Raw genomic sequence first — 24,962 nt, 5'->3', positions numbered from 1 at the left:
GTTCTAACCGGTTTCGTCACTCCTCCTCCGATGGGAGTGTCGCCGGTAGTGGATCCACCATCTCGTCACCGTATTTCCAGGAGAGAATGCCGTAATCAGCAAGCCGTGGGAGATGTTCCTGTTCAAGACGGATACGTGTTCGTTCCTGTTCGGAAGGAGTAACCTCGGTAAAGGGAGTAGCGTTACAACGGCTCGTGACCTCCATTGCGACCCGTGAAAGCGGTGTCGCGGTTTCCTGTTCCGTAAGATAGAGGATGAGATGCCGTCGTTGTTCTTTTTTCAGTAGCGTATACACCATCTCGGAAGTGGAAATGAGAACATCGGGATCAACGGTTTCCAAGAATTTCAGCAACTCTATGAGAACCTGCTCCCGGTCGTTCGGTGTATCGCTCATACACTATTATTGTCGTAGCAATGTATGAATCACGTGATTTTGCTATTTGGTCACTTTCACCGTCGTTTACTCACACTTTGTGAATTAAAAAGCGCCTTCCTATACTATATAAATTTTCTTATCACAAGTGTTCGGAATTAATAAGGATTCCATACGGCAGGAATTACTAAAAATAATGTTCTGTGATAGCATTTCAAAACAGCACATGGACTTTTGACCGTTGAGGTAGTAACGGTACAAGAGTATGAGTATTCAAGACGACGATGCCACCTCCCCGTTCATGTGTGGTGTGGAGGCACCCATAACGTTCCAATACGATTGGACGAGCGAGGATAGCTTAACTGCACTCATCATTCAACAAATGGCGGAGGAAGCCAAAGTCGGGTCTGCCGAGGTCCCCGAGTCGTTGTATCAATGTATTGACCCGGACGCGCTAGAGGATATATTCCAACCGCTTCAAGATGGAACGCCTCGCACGAGTGGGTGTGTCACCTTCCATCTCGCTGGTCACTACGTCACTGCAGACAGCGATGGCACCGTCGAGATCGAATCGGAACTCGGACGATTGAAACGATCCGGCGGAAATTTACTCCTCACTGGTGACGTGCCAACGGACGTTTTCGAGCAGTTGAGCGCACAGTTTTTGGGAGGTGTAGCTCGCGACCGAACCCACCTGTTCGCCCTCTACGGACGCGACATCGACGTTGCTCGGACGAGACTCTCACGGGCGAATGCGAACCTCGACCACGCACATCTCCTGACGTACGAAGCTGCGGTGCGGTCGGCCGCACAAGCACAGACCAGTGACAGCCCGAGTCAGCTATCGACATCGCCCGTGTATGGGTCTCTCGACGACTTCGAAGCGGAGATTCGAACGGAAATATTCGAACTGCAGCGCCGACAAATGGGATTCGAACCGGGAGAACTTCGTTTTTGTTTCGACTCACTACAAATACTCTCCAGCGAGGAAGATGACCGGACCGTAACCGATTTCTTGCAAACGGTCACCGAGACAGTGGAGGAAGTCTCCGGAATGGGTCAGTACATCCTCCCGCAAGCATACGAATCGTCCTCGGTTCAAGCGGTCGAATCACTGTTCGACGTGACTATCGAGCTGAAAATTGGCAAAGACGGGCCGGAACAGCGGTGGCATCTACACGATACGAACTACACCACGACGTGGTTCTCGATCTAACGACGTCGTTGAACGCGAGCATTCATCCTCCACGAAGGCAGAGCCAAAATCGTTGCACATCAATGAAACAATGAAACCGATATTTCGGCCCGATACCGACGCCCCCGGTATAACGGTCATCGACCCCATTCAGCGGCGGCAGTTCCCAATTCAGACTTCGACACCTGTCCAACCGACTTCGACCGGCGTCGATCAATTTTCGTTCCCCATCGACAACGCGGCCGAAATCGCGACCAACAAGCTCGTTTTACCGCACATCGTTATCGCATATGTCCGAAGTGCGGACGGGGATGTGTTGACAAAAGTCGAAGATTTTGCATACGAACAACTTCCGAAAGGGGACTATTTGATCGAACTCAACGCCCCGATCAAGATATATCTGAGAATGACTAGCGAAGCCACCATCGCTACGTCAGCGGATCGAATGGAGTTCGATTTTGGGGCGGAAACACGGGTTCGAATCGGGGCACGCTCGTATCACGAACAGCCAGGAGCGACGGTGACGACGACGGCAGACCCACGTGACGTGATGGCTGCTTTTTCGACGTTCGGTTCGGCACTCAAGACACGGAGTTGCGAGCGGTCGCTTCCCTCGCTCAGGGGACATCCTCCCAAAATCGAACTCGATGACCGATTTCACATCCCGAACGAAATTTCACGTCCGGAGACGGGTGTTCGAATCGAACTGCCTCCCGAACTGTCGATGATCTATCCGTCGAGCACCCTCGCATACTATTTGGGCGCGAATATCGTTCCGGGTGACGAACCGACGCTCGTCACGGATGATGGCTTCGCTCATTCCCTCACCCATCCAGAGAGAGGCTTCGAAGGCGAGATCGAACGCGTACTCAAACAGACTCTTTTCCTCGATTGTATCACACGAACTGAGGGGTTCTATCAGATACCGCTCCACGAACGGCAAATGATCGAGTCGGACCTCGATTTCGCCTTCGACGAGTTGTACGAACGGAGCCTCTCGGAGCAAATCGAAGCTTACCTCGACGTTCCGTTTGATACGATAAAAGAGCATGTTCCGACGTGGTTACTCTCGACGACCGTCTCCGAGGACGTGACGAACCTCGAAGCGATTCCGTATCTCGTGAATAACCTCTCCCTCATCTCGACGAAGGGCGAAAAACGTCGCAAACCGTCGCCCGAAACACCGGAGCCAATCGATAGCTTCTTCCGCGGGACGAAAGCAAAACACCGTGGACAGCAACAAGCGCACCACTCCTACGTTGCGCCGAATCGAACGGACTCCTTGGAACACGCGTGGCTCGGTGGCGGGATGCCCATCGGTGCGAACAAACTAATCAAACAGTCGTTCGAGAACAAACTCGGACGGTCATCATCGACGGGCGAAATCGATATCACCGTCGTCTGTAACGAGCAAGAAATGAGCCCGGAGTACGATGGTGGAAACAATCTCTATGGAAAACGTCAGGAGCTTCGATTCGATATCGACGTACATCGCAACCTTTCCGTCCGTGAATTGGAATCGGTTCTCACCGCTTCCACCGATTTTCTGCACTACATCGGCCACGTCAAGGATGGAAAATTCATCTGCCATGATGGCGAACTCGATGTTGGTACGATCGATGACGTTGGGGTCGAGACGTTCCTTTTGAACGGTTGTCGGTCCTACGAACAGGGATTGGAACTGATCGAATCCGGCAGCATCGGAGGAATAGTCACGTACAGTGAAATCGCTAACAAAAGCGCGATTCAAATCGGGCGTACCATCGCTCGGCTTCTCAATCGAGGATTCTCCCTCCGATCCGCCCTTACCATCGCCCGGAACCGACAGATAGTCGGTAATCAGTACATCGTCGTCGGGGATGGGAGCATCGAAATCGCGCAGAGTGAAAGCGGTACGCCGATTCTGTGTGATGTCACCACTGAAACGGATACCGACGACGAGTACGACGTTCAACTCATAACCTATCCGACGGTCGAGCGAGGGATGGGATCCATCATCACCCCGTTTATCGAAAACATCGAAACGTACTTTTTGAACGGTGGTTCGACGCCAAAGCTATCCGTCGATCGGGATACGCTAGTCCAGTTCTTCCGACTGGAACAGATTCCTGTAATCGTCGATGGTGAGTTCGGTTGGTCGACCGATATCGGCCTCGAAAAGTTGTAGCGATTATCCGATCGTTCCGCAGCACGCTGCCGTCGCGTTTCCGGTTTGTGTGAGTAGCAGACAGATGGTGAACAGGACGCCAGCCATTCGTGGATTCTCCGCGAGGTACGCCGTTAACGTGTCATTACTTTCCGTCATCGCATTCGAGACGTGGGAGGCATTGAGAATAGCTTTTTCTAAATGATGTCGATAGGAAATTAATTGGAATATTTGTTCATGTCCCAAGAGAAACCAGCCCTTGGCGGAAAAGGGGGTTGTAACGGACGAAATAATCGGCCATAGCGAACACCCCTTCGGGGGACTGACTTTGCGAGTAACACATTATCCCCGGTTCGTATTGAGTAACCACCGGTTACTCGCCCATTTGCCGTTGAGACTCGCTCGCTTGAATCAGCGAAGACCTCTGTTACGGTGTCCTTACCGGCGTCCCCTTTTCTACTTTTCGAGACTTCGCCGATAACTGAAACTGAGAGTATCCGTTTCAATATATGTGTGAATACCACACATGCAAACCGAGCAAACACCGTTCATGTGAAAAATACAAATATTGCTCCGTTTTGCAACCTTCCCGAACGTTAATACACTCGTTGTCGTAGCATCCAGCGTGTTCCCTGATATCGAATATCTCGACTGGCTTTCTGATCGCCCCGAGACGACGGTGCACGATCTCGGGTCGAGCGACCTTCGCCGAACGATGCCTAAACCGGACGGTGTTGTCCCGCCGGAACTCGCCGACCTTCCGGCACCGCCGGAAGATCTCGACCTCGAAACGATCATCGCCGAGGAATACGATGTCGAAACGGAGAACGTCCTCGTCACTGCGGGGGCAACACACGCGAATTTCATCGCAGTCGCCGCTACGATAAATGGTGTAGCCGGTGGGACGAAAACGGACGACGAGAACGATGAGAACGAGCCACGCGTCCTCGTCGAAAAGCCGGGCTACGAGCCCCTCGTCCAAACACCGAAGGGGCTGGGGGCCGTCGTCGACCGATTTCGACGACCGGCCGAAAACGACTACGCGCTCGATCCCGACCGAATCGAATCCGCGACGACCGATGATACGGAATGTATCGTCATCACGAACCGTCACAACCCCAGCGGAAGTCGTGCAACGAGAAACACAATCGCCGACGCCAGCCGAGTCGCCGCTGACCACGATGCACACCTTCTCGTCGACGAGGTGTACGCTCCGTTCTGTGATAGCAACGAGCCCTCAGTTTTCGGCGGGCCGACGGCGGTAGATCTTCCGAACACGATCATTACGAACTCGCTGACGAAGTTCCACGGGTTCGGGTCGGTTCGAGTCGGGTGGCTCGTCGCGGATGCCGAGTTCGTATCCCGTGCCAAATCCGTCATGTACCACGTGCCAGCTATTTCGGGGCCTGCGATGGCATTGGCCCGCCGAGCACTCTACAACGATGACCACCTCGCAAAGCAGTCACGCGAACGAATCATCGAAAATCGCGAACTGCTCGCGGAGTTCGTCTCGGGGCGGGACGATCTCACGGGTACCGCCTCACCGGGGTGTACCTACGGCTTCTTCCAGCACGAGTCGGCGGACGGTAACGAAGTATCCGAGGCCGCATGGGAGGAGGGCGTGCTCGTCGTTCCGGGGCGGTTTTTCGATGACAGGAGCCGGTTCCGCTTGAGTCTAGGTCTCGACTCCGAGACGGTTCGGGAGGGGTTGGACGTGTTCGGGTCCGTTCTGGATGAGTTGTAGTTTCGATTGGTCATAAAACGTCTACCAAGAGTTAAGACCCGCGCATACAATCGTCGTGCATATGGACGGTAACCCTGAAGAAATCACGACGCTTGTCGGACGGGAGGTGTACTCCAACAACGGTGTATTTGTCGGAGAGGTAGACGATGTACGCCTCAATCTGGACGAAACGGCCGTGACGGGTCTCGCACTTGGCGGCATCAACGACGAACTGTTCGGCAACCAAATCGAACCGGGACGGGGGGTCGTCGTCCCTTATCGCTGGGTACGCGCGGTCGGCGACGTCATCCTCGTCAACGACGTTGTCGAGCGGATGAAAGGTACTGAAGAGGAAGAAGAAGCGGCCGTTTAATTCCCGTTCGTCTCGCCATCGACGCCCATCGCGTCGAACAGCTTCTTTTTCACAGCTTCCTCGGTGAGCGACAGCAGGGTATCCCGGTTGTTTTCGTTCGATTCGATACCCGTGAAGATGCCGAGTGGAATTTCCGCACTCGCTTGGGTGGAATGGCCTGCCGCTTCGCCGATATCCTCGAAGGCATCCTGCAGAACGTTGCCGATGTTCATGCGAATGTCTTTCGAACGAGCGGCGAGGTAGATCGTATCGTCCGCGATTCCGAAGACAGCAGTCGTCGTGATGCCTTCCAGGTTGAGTAGATGCTGGGCGGCCTGTGTCAGCGCGTCCCGGTCACGAATGAATCCCGCGTTGGTGACGAGATGGCTCCCCTGAACGTCCCGACTGGTGATGGCTTCGGCCAATACGTCGAGCGTTTCGGGCGACATCGACGGCGATTCGACCTGTTCGAGCGTATCATGATTGGCGAACGGGTAAAGATAGGCCGCCGCAGTGAGGTCGGCAGGCGTGGTATCGCGTTTGAAATCCAGCGTCTCCGCACGGATTCCGTACAGGAGTGCCGTGGCAACTTCCTCGCTCAGGTTGATGTCGAACTCCTGAACGTACTTCGTCATGATGGTCGATGTGGAGCTGACATTCGGACGAACGTCCGAGAACTCGGCCTCGTACTCACCCTCGGGTTCGTAGTGGTCGATGAGGATATCGACCGGATGATCGAGTTCGGGTTCGCTCGCACGCATGTGGTCGACGAGCGCGAAGGTATCGTACTCGTCGATATCGACCTCGTCTCGCTGCAGCAGTTCGATACCGAGGAGATTGACGAACGCTCGGTTCTCCTGATGACCGATTTCACCGTGATAGAGGATATCGGCCTCGACACCGAGGCTTTCGGCAATCGACTGCAAGGCGGCGGCGCTGGCGATGGAGTCCGGGTCGGGGTTGTCGTGTGTGAGGATTGCGAGTTTATCGGGAGTGCCCTCGATAACCGTCGAAAGCTGTCTCGCATTGTATTCTAACTCGCCCGATTCGAGCGACCGGAGCGCGGAATTCGCGATGACCGTGGATGGATTGATAACGATGTCCGCGCCCATCTCGGTGAGCTCGTCCGCCGAAACGGGGTCGCTCGCCCGAACGACGATGAATCGCTCGCCACCACGGGCTTGGAGGTTCGATACTGCTTCCTTGTTCGCGGCAACGTCCGAAGAGAGGATGAGGACGACGTCTCGCCCGCCAACGACTTCCGCAACCGATTCGTCCCTGATATCCCCTGCCTGCGCGTTCAGGTCTTGGTCGCGAAGCGCCTCGACCCGATCGGTATCCCGGTCTACGATAAGGACTTCCTTACCCTGTTCTACGAGTTCCTCGGCGACGGCGTAGCCGACGCTTCCACAGCCGAGAATGGCGTACGAAGACATCGAAGAAATAGGTATCCCGGCGCTCATTACTATTGGTCCGTTATCTGGGCCGGTACTTAATCCTCCCGAAGCCACCGCGAAACCAGCCCATCGCCGTGTTTTCCTTACGATGTAGTTTTATGGATTCATCACAAATAGCTTTCGAATAATACTTGCCCGTTACGCAATCGGACATCGACGGTCAGCGAAAACGGTACCCAATCCTATCGAACTCGACGAATACGGGGGTTCGTCGGCACCGGGACGATATCTTTGGAAGCGGATAATCTCTGCTTTGCACCTGCCGACGTCACACCGGAGAATCGGTTTGCGTGACGGCTACCGGGACGCAGTTCGGGTATCTTTCCGGGGCGCAAACCGGCAGACTGCGTTCTGAAAGGAAACGTATTTACGTCACACCACGCATTTTCAAAATGCGTTGGGCCGGTAGCTCAGTTAGGCAGAGCGTCTGACTCTTAATCAGACGGTCGCGTGTTCAAATCGCGCCCGGCCCGCTTTTGTGACGAACTGATTGTAGGAGTGAAACGGCTATCGTGATTTTCGACGACCTTCCGACCAGCATTTCGAGCGCATCATCGTAGATGACGGGCAACTCGTGAGCGGGACCGCGGGAAAAGAGAAACCGGATTGAGCAGGTTGCAAGGGGCAAAACACTGGGTCGAGGCGAACTCCTTAGAGGGTAAGCGGAAGCGTTCGAGTGCCGCGACTGCCATCACCGAGCGTATAGTCGATGGTGATCGTTACCGTTTCGCCACTCATATCGACGGCCGTGCCGCCGGACTCGAATTGATACAGTGAGACGGTGGCCGACGAACCGGGAGACATGATGGCGTTGCAATCAGCACTATCGCTGTGGCCGTCGGCGTCGAGGTCGATGCTCCCCGGAAGGGTAAGGCCGTGATTTACGTCGGTGAGACCGTCTTGCACGTCGGCAGCGATGTGGAGTTCGCTGGTCCACAGTCCCTCGTCGTACGAATGGTCGGATAGTTCGTCGATGGCGTCGTTCGACGGGTCGATGGTGAGGTCGGTTATCGTCAACTCGTGGGCGGTATCGTTCGTCACACCGAACTGGACGCCCGACCGTTTTCCATTGGTATCGACCGAGGCATCGATGGCCACTGCATCGCCTTCGTATCCGAGTCCCGGTGGCGAGAGGGTGAACGATGTCGAGCCAGCTCGTCCGCTCGGTAATCGGTAATCGACGGTCACATCGACGCTTTCGCCGACCATATCGACGGGTGTGCCGCCGGACTCGAACTGGTACAGCGAGACGGTGGCCGACGAACCGGGGGACATGATGGCGTTACAATCGGCGCTGTCGCTGTGGCCGTCGGCGTCGAGGTCGATGCTTCCCGGGAGTGTGAGACCGCCGTTGACATCGGTGAGACCGTCTTGCACGTCGGCGGCGATGTGGAGTTCGCTGGTCCACCGACCCTCGTCATAGGAGTGATCGGACAGTTCGTCGATGGCGGCGTTCGACGGGTCGATGGTGAGACCGGTTATCGTCAACTCGTGGCCAGCATCGTTGGTGAAACCGAAGGTCAGACCCGACCGTTTCCCGTTGCTGTCCACTGAGGCATCGATAGCCGTCGCATCCCCGTCGTAGCGTATGCCACCCGTTTTTTCGGTCGCGAGTCGCGTTTCGAGGAGTCCAAATCGGTACATGAAACGTTCGACAGCGGCAGTCGTGTATTTCACCTGCCGGTCGAGGGACAGTTTCTCCGTCGCTTCGAAGATGATGGCAGGCGTGTCGAGTGATGCACCGACCTTGTGTTTCAGCATGTCGCGTGCGCCATCGTTGTCGTGGGTATGCTCCCTGAAATCGTACTTGCTATCGAGCGAGTCGTCGAGAACTTCTTGGTTCAGATAGTCGCGAATGGCTTTCGAGTGGACGCCCGCATCACCCGCATCGGTGGCGAACAAAGCCTGCCCGACACCACCGTCGCCGGATTCGTAAATCCCGTACGAACTGTGCAGGTCCCAGAGAAAGTCGATGTTTTCCTGTACCGCAACGTCCCAGATAGCACTTGCAAGGGCGGATTCTTCGTTACTTCCGTGCGGGAAATGTCGGTTTAGATCCCCGTCCGAAAACTGTCGGCTTCCTGCGTCGATGGCTGGCTTGCACGCTTTCGGAATGACGACGAGTTTCCCAGCATCGATGTCCCAGTCCTTTATCCGTCCGGCTGAGAGGTATCCACTTTGTTCGTCGCCGTGAACGCCTCCGGTTACCAGTAGCGTCGGCCCATCGGTGGATCCCTCGGTGACGTACACCGTGGTTTCCTCGTCTGTTCCACTCCTGATCGTATAACTCGACCTCGACGGTGTTGCAGTGGCGTGGCCCGATACCGAAGCGCCGAGAGCCGTCGCGGTAACCGCAGACACACCAAGTTTGAGATATTCACGTCTAGTTGTAGCAACTTCAGAGCTCGAATTGGAACCCTTATTTGATGTCATTTTTGCCTCTCATGAGAGTTATTCAAAAGGACATATCTGTTACCGATAGGTATCCATTTTGCTTCATATACGAATACATTATAAGTCTGCAAAGGATAAATGATATCGAACGCTATCTATCGGCTCCCCTCCAATGATTTCGTCACATCATCGTGATCTAGATGACAATATTATTATCTATATGCTAGTTGGTAGTGTGATTTGATAAATAGCGCTCTCAATGCGGCTTTATAGATCACAGATCAACGCGAAAAAATCGTGGTATTCTACTCGCCCGGGCTGTAATTTGGCGCTTCGTCCGTAATCATCACGTCGTGTGCGTGGCCTTCTGTCTGGCCCGCGGAGGAAACGCGAACGAACTCCGAGCGCTCTTTAAACGCTGGAATCGTCTCCGCACCGACGTAGCCCATGCCGGACTGCATTCCACCGACGAGCTGATGGAGTTCGCTTTCGAGCGTTCCTTTATACGGTTTTGCAGCCTCGACACCTTCCGGAACGTACTCCTCCTCGTCTTGTGGTTCGTCCTTCAGATAGCGGTCACCGTCGCCGCTCTTCATCGCCCCGACGCTTCCCATTCCACGGTACTGCTTGTACTTTTTCCCCTCGATGGTGATGACACGTCCAGGCGCCTCGTCGGTACCCGCGAAGTACGAACCGAGCATGACGGCGTCCGCACCCGCCGCGATCGACTTGATCGCGTCGCCGGAGTAACGAATCCCACCGTCTGCGATGACCGGCACGTCGTGTTTCGCTGCAACGTCGGCTACCTGTGAGATGGCCGTAATCTGGGGCATTCCCGACCCGCTGACGACACGAGTCGTACAGATACTCCCCGGGCCGATACCGACCTTCAGGCCGTCCGCGAAGTCTACCATCTCCTCTGCCGCCTCTCGCGTGCCGATATTTCCGACGACCACGTCCGCCTCGACTGATTCCTTGATTTCCCGTGCCCCGTCGATGACGTTCAGGTTGTGCGCGTGCGCACAGTCGATGAACAGTACGTCCGCGCCCGCTTCGTCGGCGGCAACCGCTCGGTCGGTTTCGAACGGACCGACAGCGACACCGACACGGAGGTGGTCATCCTCGTCGCGGACCGCTTCGCCGTACTCCCGTCGCTGAAGAACGCCCTGCATCGTGATGAGGCCGGTGAGGTGATTCTCGTCGTCCACGATGGGAACCCGCTCGATTTTGTGCTCGTACATGAGTTCGAGCGCTTCGCGGGCGGTCACCGATTCGTCGCCAGTGATGACTTCGTCGGTCATCGCCTCCCTGACCTCGTCCTTGTCTCCGACTTCGAGATACGGACGGATGTCGGTCCCTGAGATGATGCCCAGAACTTCACCATCGTCGTCCACGACGGGTGCACCACTAACGCCCTGCTGTTCCATCATTGCGTCTACCTCGCGGACCGTCTGCTCGGGGTTCGCGGTCACGACGTCGCGGATGATGAGTTCATCGGCGCGTTTCACGCGCTCGACTTCGTCCACCATTTCGTCGATATCCATGTTCCGGTGAAGCACACCGAGCCCACCCTGTCGAGCCATCTCGATCGCCATCCTGCTCTCGGTGACGGTATCCATCGCCGCCGAGAGGACGGGTACGTTGAGTTCGACGTTTTTCGAGACTCGTGACTGTACGTCGGCATCGTCGGGTTCGACACGGCTCTCTTTCGGACGCAATAAGACATCGTCGAAGGTAAGCGCCTCCGGAACGCGGAGTTTCTCGGAAAACGAACCGTCGTTATGAGAATCGTTCGCCATGTAATGCGAACGTAGCGGCCCCTGAAAAACGTTGCGAGATTGTGCTACTCTCGCGCTGAATGATTTCGATTTCTGTACATACTTGTGGTTATTTCCCGTCTCAACCGCCCCAAACTCATATCTCACTGAAAAACGGTCGCCTAATCCCCGAATCTGACGAAAATGTAAAGCCTCGGTGGCTATTTTCGCGTCTATTTCGCGACCCATGGGGGCATCTCTCACGCAACACTTAAGCAGAAAACAACAATAAGTCCATGTATGGACTCTACCAGTCTCATCGTAGAGCGCATTGCTGGTCGGACGAGCGACGACTCTTTTGCTCCGATTGCAATTTTTGCGAAACTGTGCTCCACACTTACACTGGTAGGGAAACGGCCTGCACGAAATTTTCGACCGAACCCACATCGTCGGTCGTATCGCAGGTATCACCACCCATCACCCACGTCACCCACGGGTCAGGGGTATCGTAGCTAGTCAATGAGTAGTTCACAACATCCAATCGCCTATCGTCTAGAGCGACAGGTGGGCGGTGCGACGAAGCTACTGGCAACCGTCATGGGTCTCCCCCTCGTGGACGGTATCTTCCCAGCGATGGTTCTCGCTGGCGCGATGGAAGACCCGGTGGGAATCCTCCAAGTCGGTCTTCTCGTCTTCGGCGGCAGTGCAACCGTCGCCGTAATCCTCGCGGAGATGGATGGTACGCCTCGTGAACAGGCGATGACCGTCCTCGCTGTCGGCGTCGGAATCATCTCCCTCGCGTCGGTCGAGGCCGCGTTCGCGCCAACCATCGAGAGCGCGCTGAACATGCACGTGTTCGAGCGCTTCGCTGCGCTGGTCATGGCGGCCATCGCTGCAAAGACTGCCAGTGCGCGAGTCGGGGAATATCTCCCGAGTCCCGGTGTCATCATCGGCTTCGGCATGCTCGCGAGCCTCCAACCCGCCGGATTCGAGCTGATAACGACCATCAACACGACGCGCGTCCTTCACGCCGCCGCGGCCGCTGGGAGCGGTGTCGGGTTTGCCCTCTCGATTGCCCTACTCGGTCCATGGCTTCGTGACGTCGTGGACATCGACCGCTTCCGGTTCGGGAGCGCGGTCGCACTGGGCGTCCTGCCACTGTCGATTCTCGGCCTCGCCCCTGGACGCGCGCCACTAGCCGTCCTCGCGGTGACGAGCCTACTGGCACTCGACCCCGGCGACGGTATGGACGCCACCGTCGATGTCGACGACGAACCGCACGGAACGACGGACGAAGCGAAGGCGTCGGAAAACAATCCTGCAGTGACCGACGGCGGCAAGAATGCCGAGGTCGGCGACGGTACCGATTCGGATGAAAACGCGGTCGATGAAGCCGCCTACGGTTACCCCGGTGAGGAAGACGGCGACGAACGCCGTCCGTGGCTGTAAGGGGTTCGTATCACCAAGTCCCCCGTCGTCCTGTAACGTTTTTCACTCTCCCCGTTCCTGTTTCTCTCATGAGTCAAAACCGCGTCGTGCAGGGACGAATGGTCACACCGAAAAAGCTCGCCGAGATCATTGAGGGGGAGTCGGTAATGGAAGCCGACAGTATCGAGGAGTCCGACCGCGGATGTCCCGATTGTGGTGGCGACGTTCTACAAGTGGGCTACATGCCGAGCGTGACGGCGTTCGTCACGGGATATAAATGCCAGGATTGTGATTGGAGCGCGCGCGAGGAGTAGAAATCGAAACCCCTTTAGGTGATTTCGACCTATCAAAGCCCGCGGGGTCGTGGCCAAGCCAGGGATGGCGACTGACTCCAGAGGCTACGCGCCCGGGACGAAACTCCAGCTGATATACCGAGCGAGTGACTGATCATCGCTCGCGTTGACGACCCTCTGGAGTTCCGAGGCGCACCGGAGATATCAGTCGATCGGGGGTTCAAATCCCTCCGACCCCATTTTTACTGCAATCATTCGAACATCGTGGCGTGTGCTCATCGCACGCATATTATCTTCATTATCTTCTAAATAGTAACGAATAAACCGAAATGTGACGAAATGATGATATGATCCCCTTGTTTGGACCCGTTCCCGGAGGAATGGAATTAGCCGTCATCGCTTTTTTACTCGTCCTCGTCGTCGCATCCGCTTATCACGTTTATCGGGACGCAAAAAATCGCGGGAGCGATTACGTCTATCCGTGGACGGTAGGCATGATTCTCGGCGGCGTCGTTGGCAACATCTTTGGAATCGTACTGGTCGGAGGGTTGTACTACGCGGTCGAGGTCCGCACCGCCTGAAAACCGACGGACTGTCGTAGTCAGTGTGGTATTTTACATCTTACAGACTCCGATCTTTGGTCAGCTCCATCCCATCGGTTGCACACAGTTTCAGTTCGAGAGTTCGACGTAGGAAGCATCTGTACTTGCATTGTTCCGTTCAGCCGGGTCATAACAAAGGGTCGATTCATCGTTCATTTAGCCAACTCGAGCGACCACCAATGACTCAGAAGTACGGTTCACGGACGCGTCGCCAACTCGAGCGACCACCAATGACTCAGAAGTACGGTTCACGGACGCGTCGCCAACTCCTCGCGAGTTCCAGCAGCGTCCTTGTCGGAACGATTCTCGCCGGCTGTTCCAGTTCGAAGAATACGGGGGAGGAGGGGGGAACGACGACCCAAAACAAAGCAGTCGACCCCAGTAAACTGTCACTGAAGAAGACGGGTCACATGCTCCCCTCCGGGCAGTCCAGCCCTAGCGGTGGATACTCCGAAGTGGACGTTCGAACGGATGGCACCTATGCCGTCGTTGGAACGAAGTGGGGGATACACGGTACGTATCTCGTTGACCTCTCCGACCCTGCGTCCCCGAAGCAAGCTCATTATATGGGTAATTCGAACGACGCGCCGAATCTGGACGTCAAGTTCGACCACCGTAACGGGCTATACTATCGGGCGATAGAACGTACTTGGGAGGGAAACTTCGAAATCGTCGATTATGGCTATTCCAACGGAACGGCAAAATCTCCCCAAGTCGTCGGTTCCGTCTCGGAGGGGAAGTCACACAACGTAACGCCACACCCGACGAAACCGGTCCTCTATACGGTGAACTACGGCCTGAAGACGAATGGGTTCGATGTCTACGATGTTTCTAACCCGTCGTCCCCACGTAAACTCGGTCAACACGGTCCACAAGGTGCGTGTCACGACATCACGGTAGACCCGGAACGTGAGTTGCTCTGTAGTGCGTTTCAGTCGGGGAAGTTCATCGGATGTATCATGTATGATGTGAGTGAACCACGGTCGCCGAAGGAGATCGGCCGCTTCGACTACGAACAGCAGAAACCGTACGACAACGCGCAAGTCGGCGAGGAAGCGTTCGGAAGGGCACATCACGGCCACTTCGACCCCCGCCGCGATTTGCTCGTCCTCGGAGATGAGCGACCAACGGGGGTTCCTGGTGGAAAGCACGTCTTCGACATCGGTTGGAAGGATGGGTCGCCATCGGATCCGATTCCGGTTGGTTTTACCGTTTCTCCCAACGCAAAACGGATGAGCGAGGATTATGCCGACCGGTTCGACTGGACGGGACACCACTTCGCCATCGTTCCACAGGGGAAACAGACGTTCATCGTCGCCGCCGATTGGCACGATGGCGTCGTCGTGTACAATATCACCGATCCCACGAATCCGCATCCGATCGACCAGTATTCGACCGATGACCGGATGAAATCCCTCACGCTGAACGACGAAGTTTCGCGACTCGGCGAGCCACCGATGGCGTGGAGAGCGGCGTACAACCCCGCACACGACGTCGTCGTCGTGACCGATACGTTCACCGGACTCTACACGTTCGAGTTGACGCAGTCGCAGTAGTTCGGGGGCCTCAAAGAACCGTTTCACCCCCTCGTTATCGCCCTGCAACTGCCTGCCGGAGTTCCGAAACGATCGGTGCGCCGTCCAACAGCCAGAGAACGAACACGAGGAGGTACGGCGCGAGGTAGATTCCGAGTACCATCAACTGCTTTTCCGTCGAGAGCGAGTACAGGAACGCGCCGATGATGCTGAACGCGCGTTCGAAGAGGGATACCTCGTGACCATACGGCGGAAGCGTCACGACTGGCCATAAAATGGGGGCGAACGGAGATTCGTCTCGCCCGAGAATTCTGATGAGGACGTCACCAGCCAGGTGCGACCAGTAGCCGACGGCGAAAGCAACGCCGACCGTGGACCGGTCTTTCAGCATCGCGATGGTGAGTACAATCATCCCGACGGGCACCGCGACGAACACCGAATGACCAATCGAGTAACCCTGCGGAAACAGATGGAGGCCCCACGAAAGGGGTTTGTCCACCAAATCCGGCAACTGGGTTCCAAAGAGGAGGGCAAGAACCGCCAGTCCGGAGGGAGGTGCACGCGTCCAAAGACGATGACCGAGCGAGTACACGACGTATCCGAACGCGGCGTGGCCCCACGGCATCATGGATGGTTCACCGCCGGAATCGCACGGACAGTGGAACGGGGAGGGAGGGAGTCGGCCGTTCGCGTCGTCCTCCGATACGGATAGCTCATCAACCGTTGTCTATCAGTTCGAAGGTTAAAAATCCGAAGAACTCGCCGTTTATTTCCGCATGACGTGTTTGGTTTGGGAGGTCATATGTCCACTCTACAATCTTTTTCCTGGCTCTCGCCAGTCGTTACCGACCCACGTATCGACTGGAAATGGTACTCATAGTAGTATTCGGTCATCGCTTTGGAGATGGTAAACGTCAGCGTCACTTTCTTCGCTTTTTCTTCCGCATCGTCGTTTTTGACGGCCTTTTCACCGTCCGGATCGACGATGGGGAGTTCGTGTTCTTTTCCGTCCATATTCCTCCGCACGGGTTCGTATTTTACACCGAAGTTCAGGGACCGTTTCGGGTTCGTGGTGCCTGCAATCGGATTCGGCTTGCGACCGACCCAACCGTTTTGCTTTGCTCCGAGGCGAACGGTCCTCGTCTTTCCATCTGCACCGCGATTCGTGTTGCTAGGTTTCCCATCCCTGAATCCCCCATCGTTCCCACCGAGACACCTCGAAAGCGTCGTTGCACCGAGGAAACTCTAGTGATCCGGTGGGCGGAACGTCTGAACAAATCGCTGCTGTCCGTCGTGGTCGGTGAATCCTTTTTCCCAGAAACGGTGGAAATTCCCATTCAATAACGTAACATATGGATAAAACAACGTTTCGGTACCGTGTGCAGTGTCCTATAGAAACGCGTCGCTGATGGTTCAACGGAAAAACGGGGTGTTACTCGGTTACGGCCACTTTGCCGCTTGCGTCGACCGTTACTTCGTACACGTCGTAATGGAAGGTGATCGAGACGTTGTCACGCGCCTCGCCGTACCGTCGGGTGCGAAAGAGTGCGTCGATGGCGTCGCAATTCACTACCGCGTGGAGCGGTCGCATCTCGTTCGGGTTCTCGTCCATTATTTTTGCGAGGATGCGTACGATTCCCGCACACGTGTGTCCGTTTGCCATTTCCGATTCGATATCGAAGACATACGTCGAAGTCGTCTCGGCAGGATTGTCGTCACTGACGTTCTCTATTTCTATTCCCATACGATTATCACTGGGCGGTTCTGCCACGGTTTCGCTACTACGTCTCCAGAGGCGGGATGAGTATATATCTATCGGCGATTTCCTGGTATTACTGGAAATTTACACTACAATTCGCCAATGTTGGTTCCTATTTCCAATTTCAGAGCGTTGTACATCTAGAGTATACGGTACGCAGCATGTTGCTATGGATACGCCTTCTCGCGAGGCACTCTACCACCTCCGGCAGACACACACACACACACACTTCGAAATACGATGTCGTTCAGTTATCGCCCGACGAGGAGTTAAACGTCGTGATCGCTGAATTAGACGATTCGTCGGATTGCCCGGGATAACTTTGGACAATCTCGACTCGACCATCACTGTAGACCGTCACCTCGCTTGAACCATACTGGAACGTAACGTGGCCGTCCGCCCGGGACTCGCCGTGTTGTGTCTCCGCAAACAGTGAGTCGAGCGCGTCAGGTTCGATGATGTCGTATAGAACCGGCCTGATTTCCGTAGGGGTCGTCCCTTCGTGCTCTGCGATGGCGTTAATTACCCGAATACTTGGTCGGTCATCGATGCTCGACTCGTGCTCGGCGGAATCATCCATCTCGCCCACTCCTACCACACGTCTGCCAATAAACGTGCCGAAAACCCACAGTAGAGGCCCATATGCCGGTATTTAGTGCTTTTGGCTTTTTTCCATTCAACCGTGGTGACTGTTGCCGTATTATTTCACTTTCGCCTCGGTTTGCACAGTTTAATTCCACTGGCGCACCAACTGCTCAGCGATGCCGAACCGCGGCGGTTCACGCTTACCCGGTGTCGAGGGCGAGTCCGAGGAGCGTATCGTTTTCCACGTAGATATGGATTGTTTTTATGCGGCCTGTGAACGTCTCCGCGAACCGCAACTCGAAGGAGTACCGGTCGTCGTCGGAATGGGATACGAGGACGGTGAATCGCACGGCGCCGTCGCCACCGCAAGCTACGAAGCCCGTGAACACGGCGTCGAGAGTGCACAAGCCATCGGGAAGGCGCTCGAGCGACTGCCGCGGAAGGCGGCCGAGAACCATTCCGAGAGCGATACGGGAACGTCCGACCCCGATGCGGAAGACAGGCCTGCGGCCGTAGGTTACTACCGCCCCGTGGATATCGAGTTCTATAAATCCGTCAGCGAGGACGTGCGGGCAATCCTCCACGACTGTGCGGACACCGTACGCGAGGTGAGCATCGACGAAGCCTACCTCGACGTAACCGACCGAACGGCGTGGAAAGTCGCCGAAGGGTTCGCCAGGCACGTCAAAAATCGAATCGAACGTGAGGTGGGTGTCCCCGCGAGTGTCGGTGTCGCCCCGAATATGAGCACAGCAAAGATCGCCAGCGATTACGATAAACCGAACGGACTGGTCGTGGTCGAACCGGGGACCGTCCGGGACTTCCTCGCGCCGTTAGACGTTTCCGAAATTCATGGGGTCGGCCCGGTCACCGCGCGAGACCTCCACGAGATGGATATCGAGACGGCGGGTGACTTGGCAGAGGCAGATCCGCGCGCGCTCGCGGACCGATTCGGCGAACGCGGGCGCGAACTCTACCACAGAGCACGGGGTGACGACGACCGGGAAGTCACGCCGACGGGTCGCCCCAAGAGCCTCTCCCGTGAATCCGCGTTTACCGGCGCGACGAGCGCTTCGACCGAAAAGCGGTCGCGCGTGAAAACGTTGGCAACCGCGGTTGCGGAACGGGCGCGCGACCGAAACGCCATGTACCGCACTATCGGTGTGAAAGTCGTGACACCCCCGTTCGACGTTCATACTCGCGAGCGGTCACTCCCCGGGCCAGTTGACGACCGCGAACTAGTTTCGGAAATCGCACTCGACTTACTGTCGGAGTTCGCAGACGAACGCGTTCGAAAAGTCGGGGTTCGTGTCTCGAACCTCCAGTTCACCGAAATCGACCAGACGAGTCTGGACGGGTTCGATGCCCCGAAGAGTACGGTATCGGAACCGGAAGACACTGACCCCGAGGAGGGGACGAAGCTGAATGGCGAAAAGCAGGACGAGGATAACCGAGAAGCGGATCGGAGAAGTGAAACGGAGGAAACACGAACGTCCCGATCCGGTCAAGTGTCGCTTTCCGACTTCTGAGCGGTTCGAATCACGATTTGGTTCATCCCCGGGGCATCCCCGGTAGTTTCGGACCGCTGATTACCATCGACGACGTAGTTTAAGATATGAACAAGCTGGCGCAGGTCGGCGAGGGGCGCTGGCATCTTCCACAACACGCCCATATCATCGTCTACGAGGCCGACAAGGGTGATGAACTTCTCACCATTTACGACTGTGGAGCGGCCCAAAAACCCCCATCTGCACAGGTTATCGGCCATCTCGTCCGCGTTCGAGCGGAGCACGAACTCGATCGGACGGTGACCGGTTACATCGTCAAAATGCGTGAACGGTCGGTACTGGTCGAGCAGGACCACGACCATTTCGTTATCGCTCCCGCTTAGAGCGGTTCGACGAGGTCTTCGAGCGCCGCAGTCGGGTCGTCGGCTTTCGCCACGCCGCTGGCCAGCAACACGCCTTCCGCACCCAACTCCCTCGCCGCGACGAGGTCTTCGCCGGTGCTGATTCCCGCGCCGCAGAAGACGCTCACGTCCTCGTCCACCGCCTCGGCGGCCGCTACCGCGTCGGTGACGATATCCGGGTCGGCTTTGCTGACCGGCGTACCGGTTCCGATGAGCTCGGGCGGTTCGACCGCGACGGCATCCGGACCGAGAGCCGCGACCGCACCGACCTGTTCGGGGTTGTTCGCGCAGACGGTCGTCCCGAGTCCGACGCGCTCCGCGGCGTCCAGTCCGGCGTCGATAGCCGCGAGCTTGAGGCGATTTTCGGAGTGGTTGAGCATGGTCCCGGTCGCGCCTGCGTCGGCGACTGCCTCCGCGAGGGTGCTCCCGGTGTGGCTTCCGTGCTCGACCGGACTGACGTGTTGTCCCCATGTCTCGACGCCGGTCTCCGCGACTCGCGACAGGTGGGCCGTCTGCGGTGCGACGGCGATGTCCACCCCGCTATCGTCGCTCACGTCGCGAACCGCTTCCGCGATTTCGATCGGGTCACAGGGATACGCTTTCAGGTTGACGAGTACGAACATACCCGGAGCGACTGTCGGCGCGCCCAAATAGGTTACGAGAGCGCGAGAAGAGGTTGGAAGACGAATCTGCCGATCGTGTTCTTTGATTTCCGGAGGTGCCGCACGTTCTACACGCAAGCCACACCTCCGAGAGGGCGAACCCACTTCACGGTCGAGGATACCTCCGATTTCCCCGGCCGACTTACTCGTTCCTCGATGGCGCTCCGCGCCGCATCCGATCAACTCATTCGTTCGCCCGTTCCCCAGCCAACTCAGCAGGGTGGGCGGCCCACCTGGTCCGCCCACCTAGTCCAAGGATGACCGGCCGTTTTTTCGGAACTCGTAGCGCAAGCGCGGCGTTCTTCGATAGTCACTGTCCCCATCATTATCTCACGTCACTGGAATTCCGGCAACACTTCACGCTCGTAAAAGTCGAAAAACGACTCCTGGTCGGGGCCGACTTGATGAACGTAAACGTGGTCGTATCCCGCTTCCACGAACTGTTGGATATTGTCGATATGTGTCTCGGGGTCGGGGTCGGTGACGATGCTCCCCTCGGCGATGTCCTCGCGTGAGACCATTTCGCAGGCCTGCTCGAAATGCGTCGGCGTCGGCAGCTGCGAGTTGAGTTCACCCGCGATTGCGCTGTTCGGCCACCACTCGTAGGCCGTATCGATGGCCTCCTCTTCGTCCTCGGCGTAACAGACCGTCATCTGGCTGTATCGCGGGCCGTCTCCGCCCGCTTCGTCGAATATTTCCACCTCGTCTTGTGGGCCGACGCTCCAAAACCCGTCGCCGAGTTCTGCAGCGGCCTTCGCCGTTCGTTCGCCGTACGCCGAAACGATGATGTCCGGCGGTTCTTCCGGCAGGGTGTACAGGCGTGCGTTTTCGACCGTGAAGTGGTCGCCGTAGTAGCTCTGCTGCCCACCCTGCCACAATGTTCGCATGATTTCGATGGCCTCTTCGAGCATTTCGAGTCGGATCGCGTGCTCGGGCCAGTGTTCGCCGGTCACGTGTTCGTTCAGTCGCTCCCCCGTGCCGACGCCGAGGAAGAACTCGCCGTCGAACATCGTCGCGGCAGTGGCTGCGGCCTGTGCGACGATTGCCGGATGGATTCGCATGATGGGACAGGTTACACCGACACCGACCGGAAGGCTCTCCGTGGCGTGTGCGACACCGCCCAACGTTGACCAGACGAAGGGACTGTGTCCCTGTTTGCTTACCCATGGATGATAGTGGTCCGAGATGGACGCGAACCCGAAGCCCACTTCCTCGGCGCGGACAGCGTGTTCGATGAGTTCGTTCGGGCCGTGTTCTTCGCTCGACAGGGTATAGCCGATCTGCGTCATCGTCGCCCTCCATCTGGAATTTCGAAGTGCATGTCATCCACGCTACAGCGGTTGCTGACATGAACACACTGGCTGAAAAAGCAAGGTCGCAACCGAATCGGCTACTGTCGGGGTTGTCGTCCTTCCTACGAACCCTGCTGGTGTCGATACCACCGCCGTTCCTGCTGCCGTCGTCGTCGGCCCTGCTGATGTTGTTCTTTCCGCTGTTGACCGTACCGACGCTGCTGGTTCCATCGTCGGGGCCGTGATTCCTGTTGGTGTCGTTGTTCCTGCTGACGTCGCTGGAATTCCTGTTCGTAATGCTCTCCGCTGGTGACTCCCTGGTCTCGTCCACGACCGTACCGCCGTCGGCTTCCTCGCTGTCGATGGTGGCCTCGTCGTCCTTGAAATCCCTCTCGGTCACTGCGGCGCGGCCCGCCGTACCGCTGCATTCCGGACTCCTGTTGGTGATCGTGACTCGGCTGGTCGTGTCGATGGTGTGTCATCCTTAGGACCTCCAACAGGGGGTCGCTACAGGATTGCTTAGGCGTATTGGCCTCAGGTGGCCATACTTAAGGCTAGTCGGTCACTTCCTCACGATATGGAACCACGAGACCTCTCCGCGCACGTAGCGTATCAGGCCGGGCGGGGCATCGAAGAGGTCGCTCGGGAACTCGGATTCGACCCCGACGACCTCGTGAAACTCGCGTCGAACGAGAACCCGTTCGGCCCGAGTCCGGCGGCAGTCGATGCCATTCGAACCGGGGCAGGGAACGCCAGTTCCTACCCGAAAGCGTCGCATACGGATCTCACCGCACGACTCGCCAAGCGATGGGCCGTCGAACCGGTGCAGGTGTGGCTGGCCAACGGCGGCGATGGTGCGCTCGATTACCTCTCCCGAGCGATGCTCGACCCCGGTGACGAAGTCCTGGTACCGTCACCGGGTTTCGCCTACTACGGCATGAGTGCACGCTACCACCACGGCGAGGTGAACGACTACTCCCTCTCGAAGTCGGACGGGTTCGGACTCACCGCGGACACCGTCCTTTCGGCCTACGACGGGGAACGAATCGTCTATCTCACCAGTCCGCACAACCCGTCCGGCGGGGTTTTCTCGCTGGACACGATCGAATCGATCGCGGACGAAACGGACGAACGAACTCTCGTCGTCGTGGACGAGGCGTATGGCGAATACGCCGAAACGGAGACCGCGATTTCCCTGCTCGACGAGCGCGACGACGTGGCCGTTCTCAGAACATTCTCCAAGGCGTTCGGGCTGGCTGGCGTCCGACTCGGCTACGCCGTCGTTCCCGACGATTGGGCCGACGCCTACGCCCGAGTCAACACGCCGTTCGCCGCGAGCGAACTCGCCTGTCGGGCCGGACTCGCCGCGCTCTCGGACGACGAGCATGTCGAGAAATCGGTCGAGACAGCGCGCTGGGCGCGCGAATACATCTACGAAACGCTCGACGCATCGACGTGGGAAAGCCACGGCAACTTCGTTCTCGCGGAGGTCGGATCCGCCACCGAGGTCGCCGACGCGGTTCAGGAGCGTGGCGTCATCCTCCGTGACTGTACGAGTTTCGGCCTCCCCGAATGCGTTCGAATAACCTGTGGGACGAAAGACGAAACCAAGCGGGCAGTCCGCGAACTCAACGAGGTGCTCTCGGCGTGAGGGTTGCCGTGACCGGAACCCCGGGGACTGGAAAAACGACCGTGACCGAAATGATCGAATCCGACCTCGAGGTGGTCCATCTGAACGATGTGATACGGGAGGAGGGGCTGGACGAGGGCACGGACGAAGAGCGGGACAGTCTCCTCGCGGATTTCGACGCGGTTCGAGAGTGGTTGACAGAGCGTGACCGGGAGAACGACGACGCTGGTCTCCTCGTAGATTCACATTTGGCACACCACTTCGATGCGGACAGGGTCGTCGTCCTTCGATGCCACCCAGCGCAACTGGAAGAACGACTAACGGACCGCGGCGAAACGCAAGCGAAAGCCGAGGAGAACGCGGATAGTGAAGCTCTCGACGTAATCCTCTCGGAAGCCGTTGCAGCACACGGCACCGAAACGGTGTACGAAATCGAGACGACCGACCGAACGCCGGCGGACGTGTCAGCCGACATCGAAGCGGTTATCCGAGGAGAGCGCGCGCCTTCCGCTGGAACTGTCGATTACATCGATTATCTATGACGCTCGACCAACTCCGCCCCGTCGCAAATCGTGCGCTCCGCCCGTTCGTTTCGGCGTCGAAGCAAGCCGGGTTGACCCCAGACGCCATCAGCGTTATCGCGTTCCTGCTCGCTGGCGGTGCGGGATGGGCGTTCTACCTCGGTGAAACGATGCCGATGTGGTATCTCGTCGGCGCGATACTCGTCTTCCTGAACGGCTGGCTCGACCTGCTCGACGGAGCACTGGCGCGCGAACTCGGCACGGACTCCAAAGCTGGAGATTTGCTCGACCACGTGCTCGACCGTTACGCGGACATCGTCCTCATCGCCGGACTCTCCGCGGGACTCGGCCAATATGCCCTCGGACTTGCGGCAGTAACCGGCGTCCTGATGACGTCGTACCTCGGTACGCAAGCCCAAGCAGTCGGTCTCGACCGCGTGTACGGTGGTTTGGTCGGACGGGCGGACAGGCTCGCCCTCATCGGACTCGTCGGTGGTATCGCCGCCTTCGTTGGGTCCGTCGGTGGCTACTCGCTCGTGGCGCTTCTGCTCGGATTTCTCGCCGTAATCGGGCATTTCACCGCGCTTCAGCGGTTCTATTACTCGTGGCACGCGCTGGCCTGAAAGGGGTCATGTGGCGTGCCATTTATGAGTCGAGACGGTAAACGTCAACACATGGTTCAGTGTGAGATGTGCGGTGCCGAAACGGCCTCGCCGAAGAAGATCAAGGTCGAAGGTGCGGAGTTGGATGTCTGTGACAACTGCGCTGACTTCGGGACGGAAGTGAAGACTCAGCAGACCTCTTCTACGTCCACGAAATACTCTACCTCCTCATCCTCGGGCAAGTCCAGCGGGAGTACCAGTACCTCGCGCTCGTCGTCGGGCGGCTCGCGCTCGCGCCCCTCGGACATGTTCGACGACATGGACGAAATCGCACAGGATTACGACGACCGAATACGCAACGCGCGCGAATCCGATGGGCTGAGTCAGGAAGACCTTGCCAAAGAACTCAACGAGAAGGCGAGCCTCATCCGAAAGCTCGAACGCGGTGACATGCTTCCAAGCGACAGCGTGCAGAAGAAGCTCGAGAAAAAGCTCGATATCAGTCTCAACGCCGGGAGTTCCGGAGCGGACGATGAGGAGTGGAGCGGCGGCAGTTCGACCGGCGGCACGACCCTCGGCGACGTGGTCAAGCGGAAGGACTGAGACGATACCCGACTCGTGTTCGCATCGAGACCGGGGTACGAGCCGGTCGAATTTGGCCCGGGCGGGAACCCGTGAACGTGCGATACGAGTGCCGAGGTGTATGGCTTGTGTGATCCGCCAACGATATTTCCACACACCTCTCCC

26 protein-coding genes and 2 tRNA genes are annotated in these 24,962 nt (G+C 57.3%); 16 read left to right on the top strand and 12 right to left on the bottom strand.

Going from position 1 to position 24,962, the window contains the following annotated elements:
* Nucleotides 1-16: 16 nt before the first annotated feature.
* Nucleotides 17-394, bottom strand: a complete 378-nt coding sequence (locus tag OOF89_RS13135; protein WP_266076914.1) for a DUF7344 domain-containing protein — start codon at nt 392-394, stop codon at nt 17-19.
* A 244-nt stretch (nt 395-638) separates the two neighbouring features.
* Here OOF89_RS13135 and OOF89_RS13130 point away from each other — a divergent pair, with 244 nt between their 5' ends.
* A complete protein-coding gene (locus OOF89_RS13130) occupies nt 639-1,589 on the top strand; it encodes a DUF7504 family protein (RefSeq protein ID WP_266076911.1) in 951 nt (316 codons plus the stop codon).
* Between the two features lie 70 nt (nt 1,590-1,659).
* Nucleotides 1,660-3,735: a hypothetical protein gene (locus tag OOF89_RS13125; RefSeq protein WP_266076909.1), complete on the top strand. Its 2,076-nt coding sequence runs from the start codon at nt 1,660-1,662 to the stop codon at nt 3,733-3,735.
* Nucleotides 3,736-3,738: 3 nt separating this feature from the next.
* Here OOF89_RS13125 and OOF89_RS13120 read toward each other — a convergent pair whose 3' ends face one another.
* Nucleotides 3,739-3,873, bottom strand: coding sequence for a DUF7503 family protein (locus tag OOF89_RS13120; RefSeq protein WP_266076906.1), 135 nt, complete (start codon nt 3,871-3,873; stop codon nt 3,739-3,741).
* Between the two features lie 466 nt (nt 3,874-4,339).
* On the opposite strand from OOF89_RS13120, the gene OOF89_RS13115 reads away from it, so the two are divergent.
* Both OOF89_RS13115 and OOF89_RS13110 read left to right on the top strand, forming a co-directional pair.
* Complete coding sequence (locus OOF89_RS13115; protein ID WP_266076903.1) at nt 4,340-5,458, top strand: pyridoxal phosphate-dependent aminotransferase; 1,119 nt, start codon at nt 4,340-4,342, stop codon at nt 5,456-5,458.
* Nucleotides 5,459-5,519: 61 nt separating this feature from the next.
* The gene (locus OOF89_RS13110) at nt 5,520-5,810 is read left to right on the top strand and encodes a PRC-barrel domain-containing protein (protein WP_266076900.1); all 291 of its coding nucleotides are present in this window, start codon (nt 5,520-5,522) and stop codon (nt 5,808-5,810) included.
* Here the strand turns inward: OOF89_RS13110 and OOF89_RS13105 are convergent.
* Complete coding sequence (locus OOF89_RS13105; protein ID WP_266076897.1) at nt 5,807-7,252, bottom strand: DHH family phosphoesterase; 1,446 nt, start codon at nt 7,250-7,252, stop codon at nt 5,807-5,809. The genes OOF89_RS13110 and OOF89_RS13105 overlap by 4 nt on opposite strands.
* 393 nt (nt 7,253-7,645) lie before the next feature.
* Here OOF89_RS13105 and OOF89_RS13100 point away from each other — a divergent pair.
* Nucleotides 7,646-7,719 (top strand) — tRNA-Lys (locus OOF89_RS13100).
* 178 nt (nt 7,720-7,897) lie between these two features.
* On the opposite strand, the gene OOF89_RS13095 is transcribed toward OOF89_RS13100, so the two are convergent.
* Nucleotides 7,898-9,496 carry a M14 family metallopeptidase gene (locus OOF89_RS13095; RefSeq protein ID WP_266076895.1) on the bottom strand — a complete coding sequence of 533 codons (1,599 nt, stop codon included), beginning with the start codon at nt 9,494-9,496 and terminating at the stop codon, nt 7,898-7,900.
* Nucleotides 9,497-9,945: 449 nt separating this feature from the next.
* Complete coding sequence (gene guaB / locus OOF89_RS13090; protein ID WP_266076893.1) at nt 9,946-11,439, bottom strand: IMP dehydrogenase; 1,494 nt, start codon at nt 11,437-11,439, stop codon at nt 9,946-9,948.
* A gap of 477 nt (nt 11,440-11,916) precedes the next feature.
* Between guaB and OOF89_RS13085 the strand changes: the two genes are divergently transcribed.
* The 5 genes from OOF89_RS13085 to OOF89_RS13065 all read left to right on the top strand — a co-directional run bounded on the left by OOF89_RS13085 (nt 11,917) and on the right by OOF89_RS13065 (nt 15,276).
* Nucleotides 11,917-12,846 carry a DUF5794 domain-containing protein gene (locus OOF89_RS13085; protein WP_266076890.1) on the top strand — a complete coding sequence of 310 codons (930 nt, stop codon included), beginning with the start codon at nt 11,917-11,919 and terminating at the stop codon, nt 12,844-12,846.
* A gap of 68 nt (nt 12,847-12,914) precedes the next feature.
* Nucleotides 12,915-13,139, top strand: a complete 225-nt coding sequence (locus tag OOF89_RS13080; RefSeq protein WP_266076887.1) for a DUF5795 family protein — start codon at nt 12,915-12,917, stop codon at nt 13,137-13,139.
* Between the two features lie 43 nt (nt 13,140-13,182).
* A tRNA-Trp gene (locus tag OOF89_RS13075) sits at nt 13,183-13,357 on the top strand.
* A 141-nt stretch (nt 13,358-13,498) separates the two neighbouring features.
* A complete protein-coding gene (locus OOF89_RS13070; RefSeq protein WP_266076884.1) occupies nt 13,499-13,699 on the top strand; it encodes a hypothetical protein in 201 nt (66 codons plus the stop codon).
* Between the two features lie 251 nt (nt 13,700-13,950).
* Nucleotides 13,951-15,276, top strand: coding sequence for an LVIVD repeat-containing protein (locus tag OOF89_RS13065; protein ID WP_266076882.1), 1,326 nt, complete (start codon nt 13,951-13,953; stop codon nt 15,274-15,276).
* Between the two features lie 34 nt (nt 15,277-15,310).
* Here OOF89_RS13065 and OOF89_RS13060 read toward each other — a convergent pair whose 3' ends face one another.
* From OOF89_RS13060 to OOF89_RS13045, 4 genes are all read right to left on the bottom strand, one after another.
* On the bottom strand, nt 15,311-15,883 hold the full coding sequence (locus OOF89_RS13060) for a metal-dependent hydrolase (protein WP_266076880.1): 573 nt from the start codon (nt 15,881-15,883) through the stop codon (nt 15,311-15,313).
* Between the two features lie 170 nt (nt 15,884-16,053).
* Nucleotides 16,054-16,269 (bottom strand): hypothetical protein, encoded by a 216-nt coding sequence (locus OOF89_RS13055; RefSeq protein WP_266076878.1) that lies wholly within the window; start codon nt 16,267-16,269, stop codon nt 16,054-16,056.
* Nucleotides 16,270-16,687: 418 nt separating this feature from the next.
* Nucleotides 16,688-16,999 carry a HalOD1 output domain-containing protein gene (locus OOF89_RS13050; RefSeq protein ID WP_266076875.1) on the bottom strand — a complete coding sequence of 104 codons (312 nt, stop codon included), beginning with the start codon at nt 16,997-16,999 and terminating at the stop codon, nt 16,688-16,690.
* A 262-nt stretch (nt 17,000-17,261) separates the two neighbouring features.
* Nucleotides 17,262-17,594, bottom strand: coding sequence for a HalOD1 output domain-containing protein (locus OOF89_RS13045; RefSeq protein WP_266076873.1), 333 nt, complete (start codon nt 17,592-17,594; stop codon nt 17,262-17,264).
* Nucleotides 17,595-17,775: 181 nt separating this feature from the next.
* Here OOF89_RS13045 and OOF89_RS13040 point away from each other — a divergent pair, with 181 nt between their 5' ends.
* Entirely contained in the window at nt 17,776-19,128 is a 1,353-nt protein-coding gene (locus tag OOF89_RS13040) for a DNA polymerase Y family protein (protein ID WP_266076870.1), read from the top strand.
* A gap of 86 nt (nt 19,129-19,214) precedes the next feature.
* Complete coding sequence (locus OOF89_RS13035) at nt 19,215-19,490, top strand: hypothetical protein (RefSeq protein WP_266076867.1); 276 nt, start codon at nt 19,215-19,217, stop codon at nt 19,488-19,490.
* On the opposite strand, the gene tpiA is transcribed toward OOF89_RS13035, so the two are convergent.
* The 3 genes from tpiA to OOF89_RS13020 all read right to left on the bottom strand — a co-directional run bounded on the left by tpiA (nt 19,487) and on the right by OOF89_RS13020 (nt 21,944).
* Nucleotides 19,487-20,131, bottom strand: a complete 645-nt coding sequence (gene tpiA / locus OOF89_RS13030; protein ID WP_266076865.1) for a triose-phosphate isomerase — start codon at nt 20,129-20,131, stop codon at nt 19,487-19,489. The two genes, OOF89_RS13035 and tpiA, sit on opposite strands and share 4 nt — an antisense overlap.
* Before the next feature lie 374 nt (nt 20,132-20,505).
* On the bottom strand, nt 20,506-21,459 hold the full coding sequence (locus OOF89_RS13025) for a TIGR03557 family F420-dependent LLM class oxidoreductase (RefSeq protein ID WP_266076862.1): 954 nt from the start codon (nt 21,457-21,459) through the stop codon (nt 20,506-20,508).
* Nucleotides 21,460-21,584: 125 nt separating this feature from the next.
* Nucleotides 21,585-21,944 carry a hypothetical protein gene (locus tag OOF89_RS13020; RefSeq protein ID WP_266076860.1) on the bottom strand — a complete coding sequence of 120 codons (360 nt, stop codon included), beginning with the start codon at nt 21,942-21,944 and terminating at the stop codon, nt 21,585-21,587.
* Nucleotides 21,945-22,039: 95 nt separating this feature from the next.
* On the opposite strand from OOF89_RS13020, the gene hisC reads away from it, so the two are divergent.
* From hisC to OOF89_RS13000, 4 genes are read left to right on the top strand one after another with little or no spacing between them, the layout of a single operon-like run.
* Entirely contained in the window at nt 22,040-23,113 is a 1,074-nt protein-coding gene (gene hisC / locus OOF89_RS13015) for a histidinol-phosphate transaminase (RefSeq protein ID WP_266076858.1), read from the top strand.
* Nucleotides 23,110-23,634, top strand: coding sequence for an adenylate kinase family protein (locus OOF89_RS13010; RefSeq protein WP_266076855.1), 525 nt, complete (start codon nt 23,110-23,112; stop codon nt 23,632-23,634). The genes hisC and OOF89_RS13010 overlap by 4 nt, the downstream gene beginning before the upstream one ends.
* Nucleotides 23,631-24,236 carry a CDP-alcohol phosphatidyltransferase family protein gene (locus OOF89_RS13005; protein ID WP_266076854.1) on the top strand — a complete coding sequence of 202 codons (606 nt, stop codon included), beginning with the start codon at nt 23,631-23,633 and terminating at the stop codon, nt 24,234-24,236. Before OOF89_RS13010 ends, OOF89_RS13005 begins: the two co-directional genes overlap by 4 nt.
* Nucleotides 24,237-24,287: 51 nt before the next feature.
* Complete coding sequence (locus tag OOF89_RS13000; protein WP_266079793.1) at nt 24,288-24,818, top strand: multiprotein bridging factor aMBF1; 531 nt, start codon at nt 24,288-24,290, stop codon at nt 24,816-24,818.
* Nucleotides 24,819-24,962: the final 144 nt, after the last annotated feature.

The sequence above is a fragment of the Haladaptatus caseinilyticus genome, from assembly GCF_026248685.1.
GTDB classification, from domain to species: domain Archaea; phylum Halobacteriota; class Halobacteria; order Halobacteriales; family Haladaptataceae; genus Haladaptatus; species Haladaptatus caseinilyticus.
The sequence above is the reverse complement of the archived record's forward strand: the minus strand, read 5'-3'. Positions and strand labels throughout refer to the sequence as shown.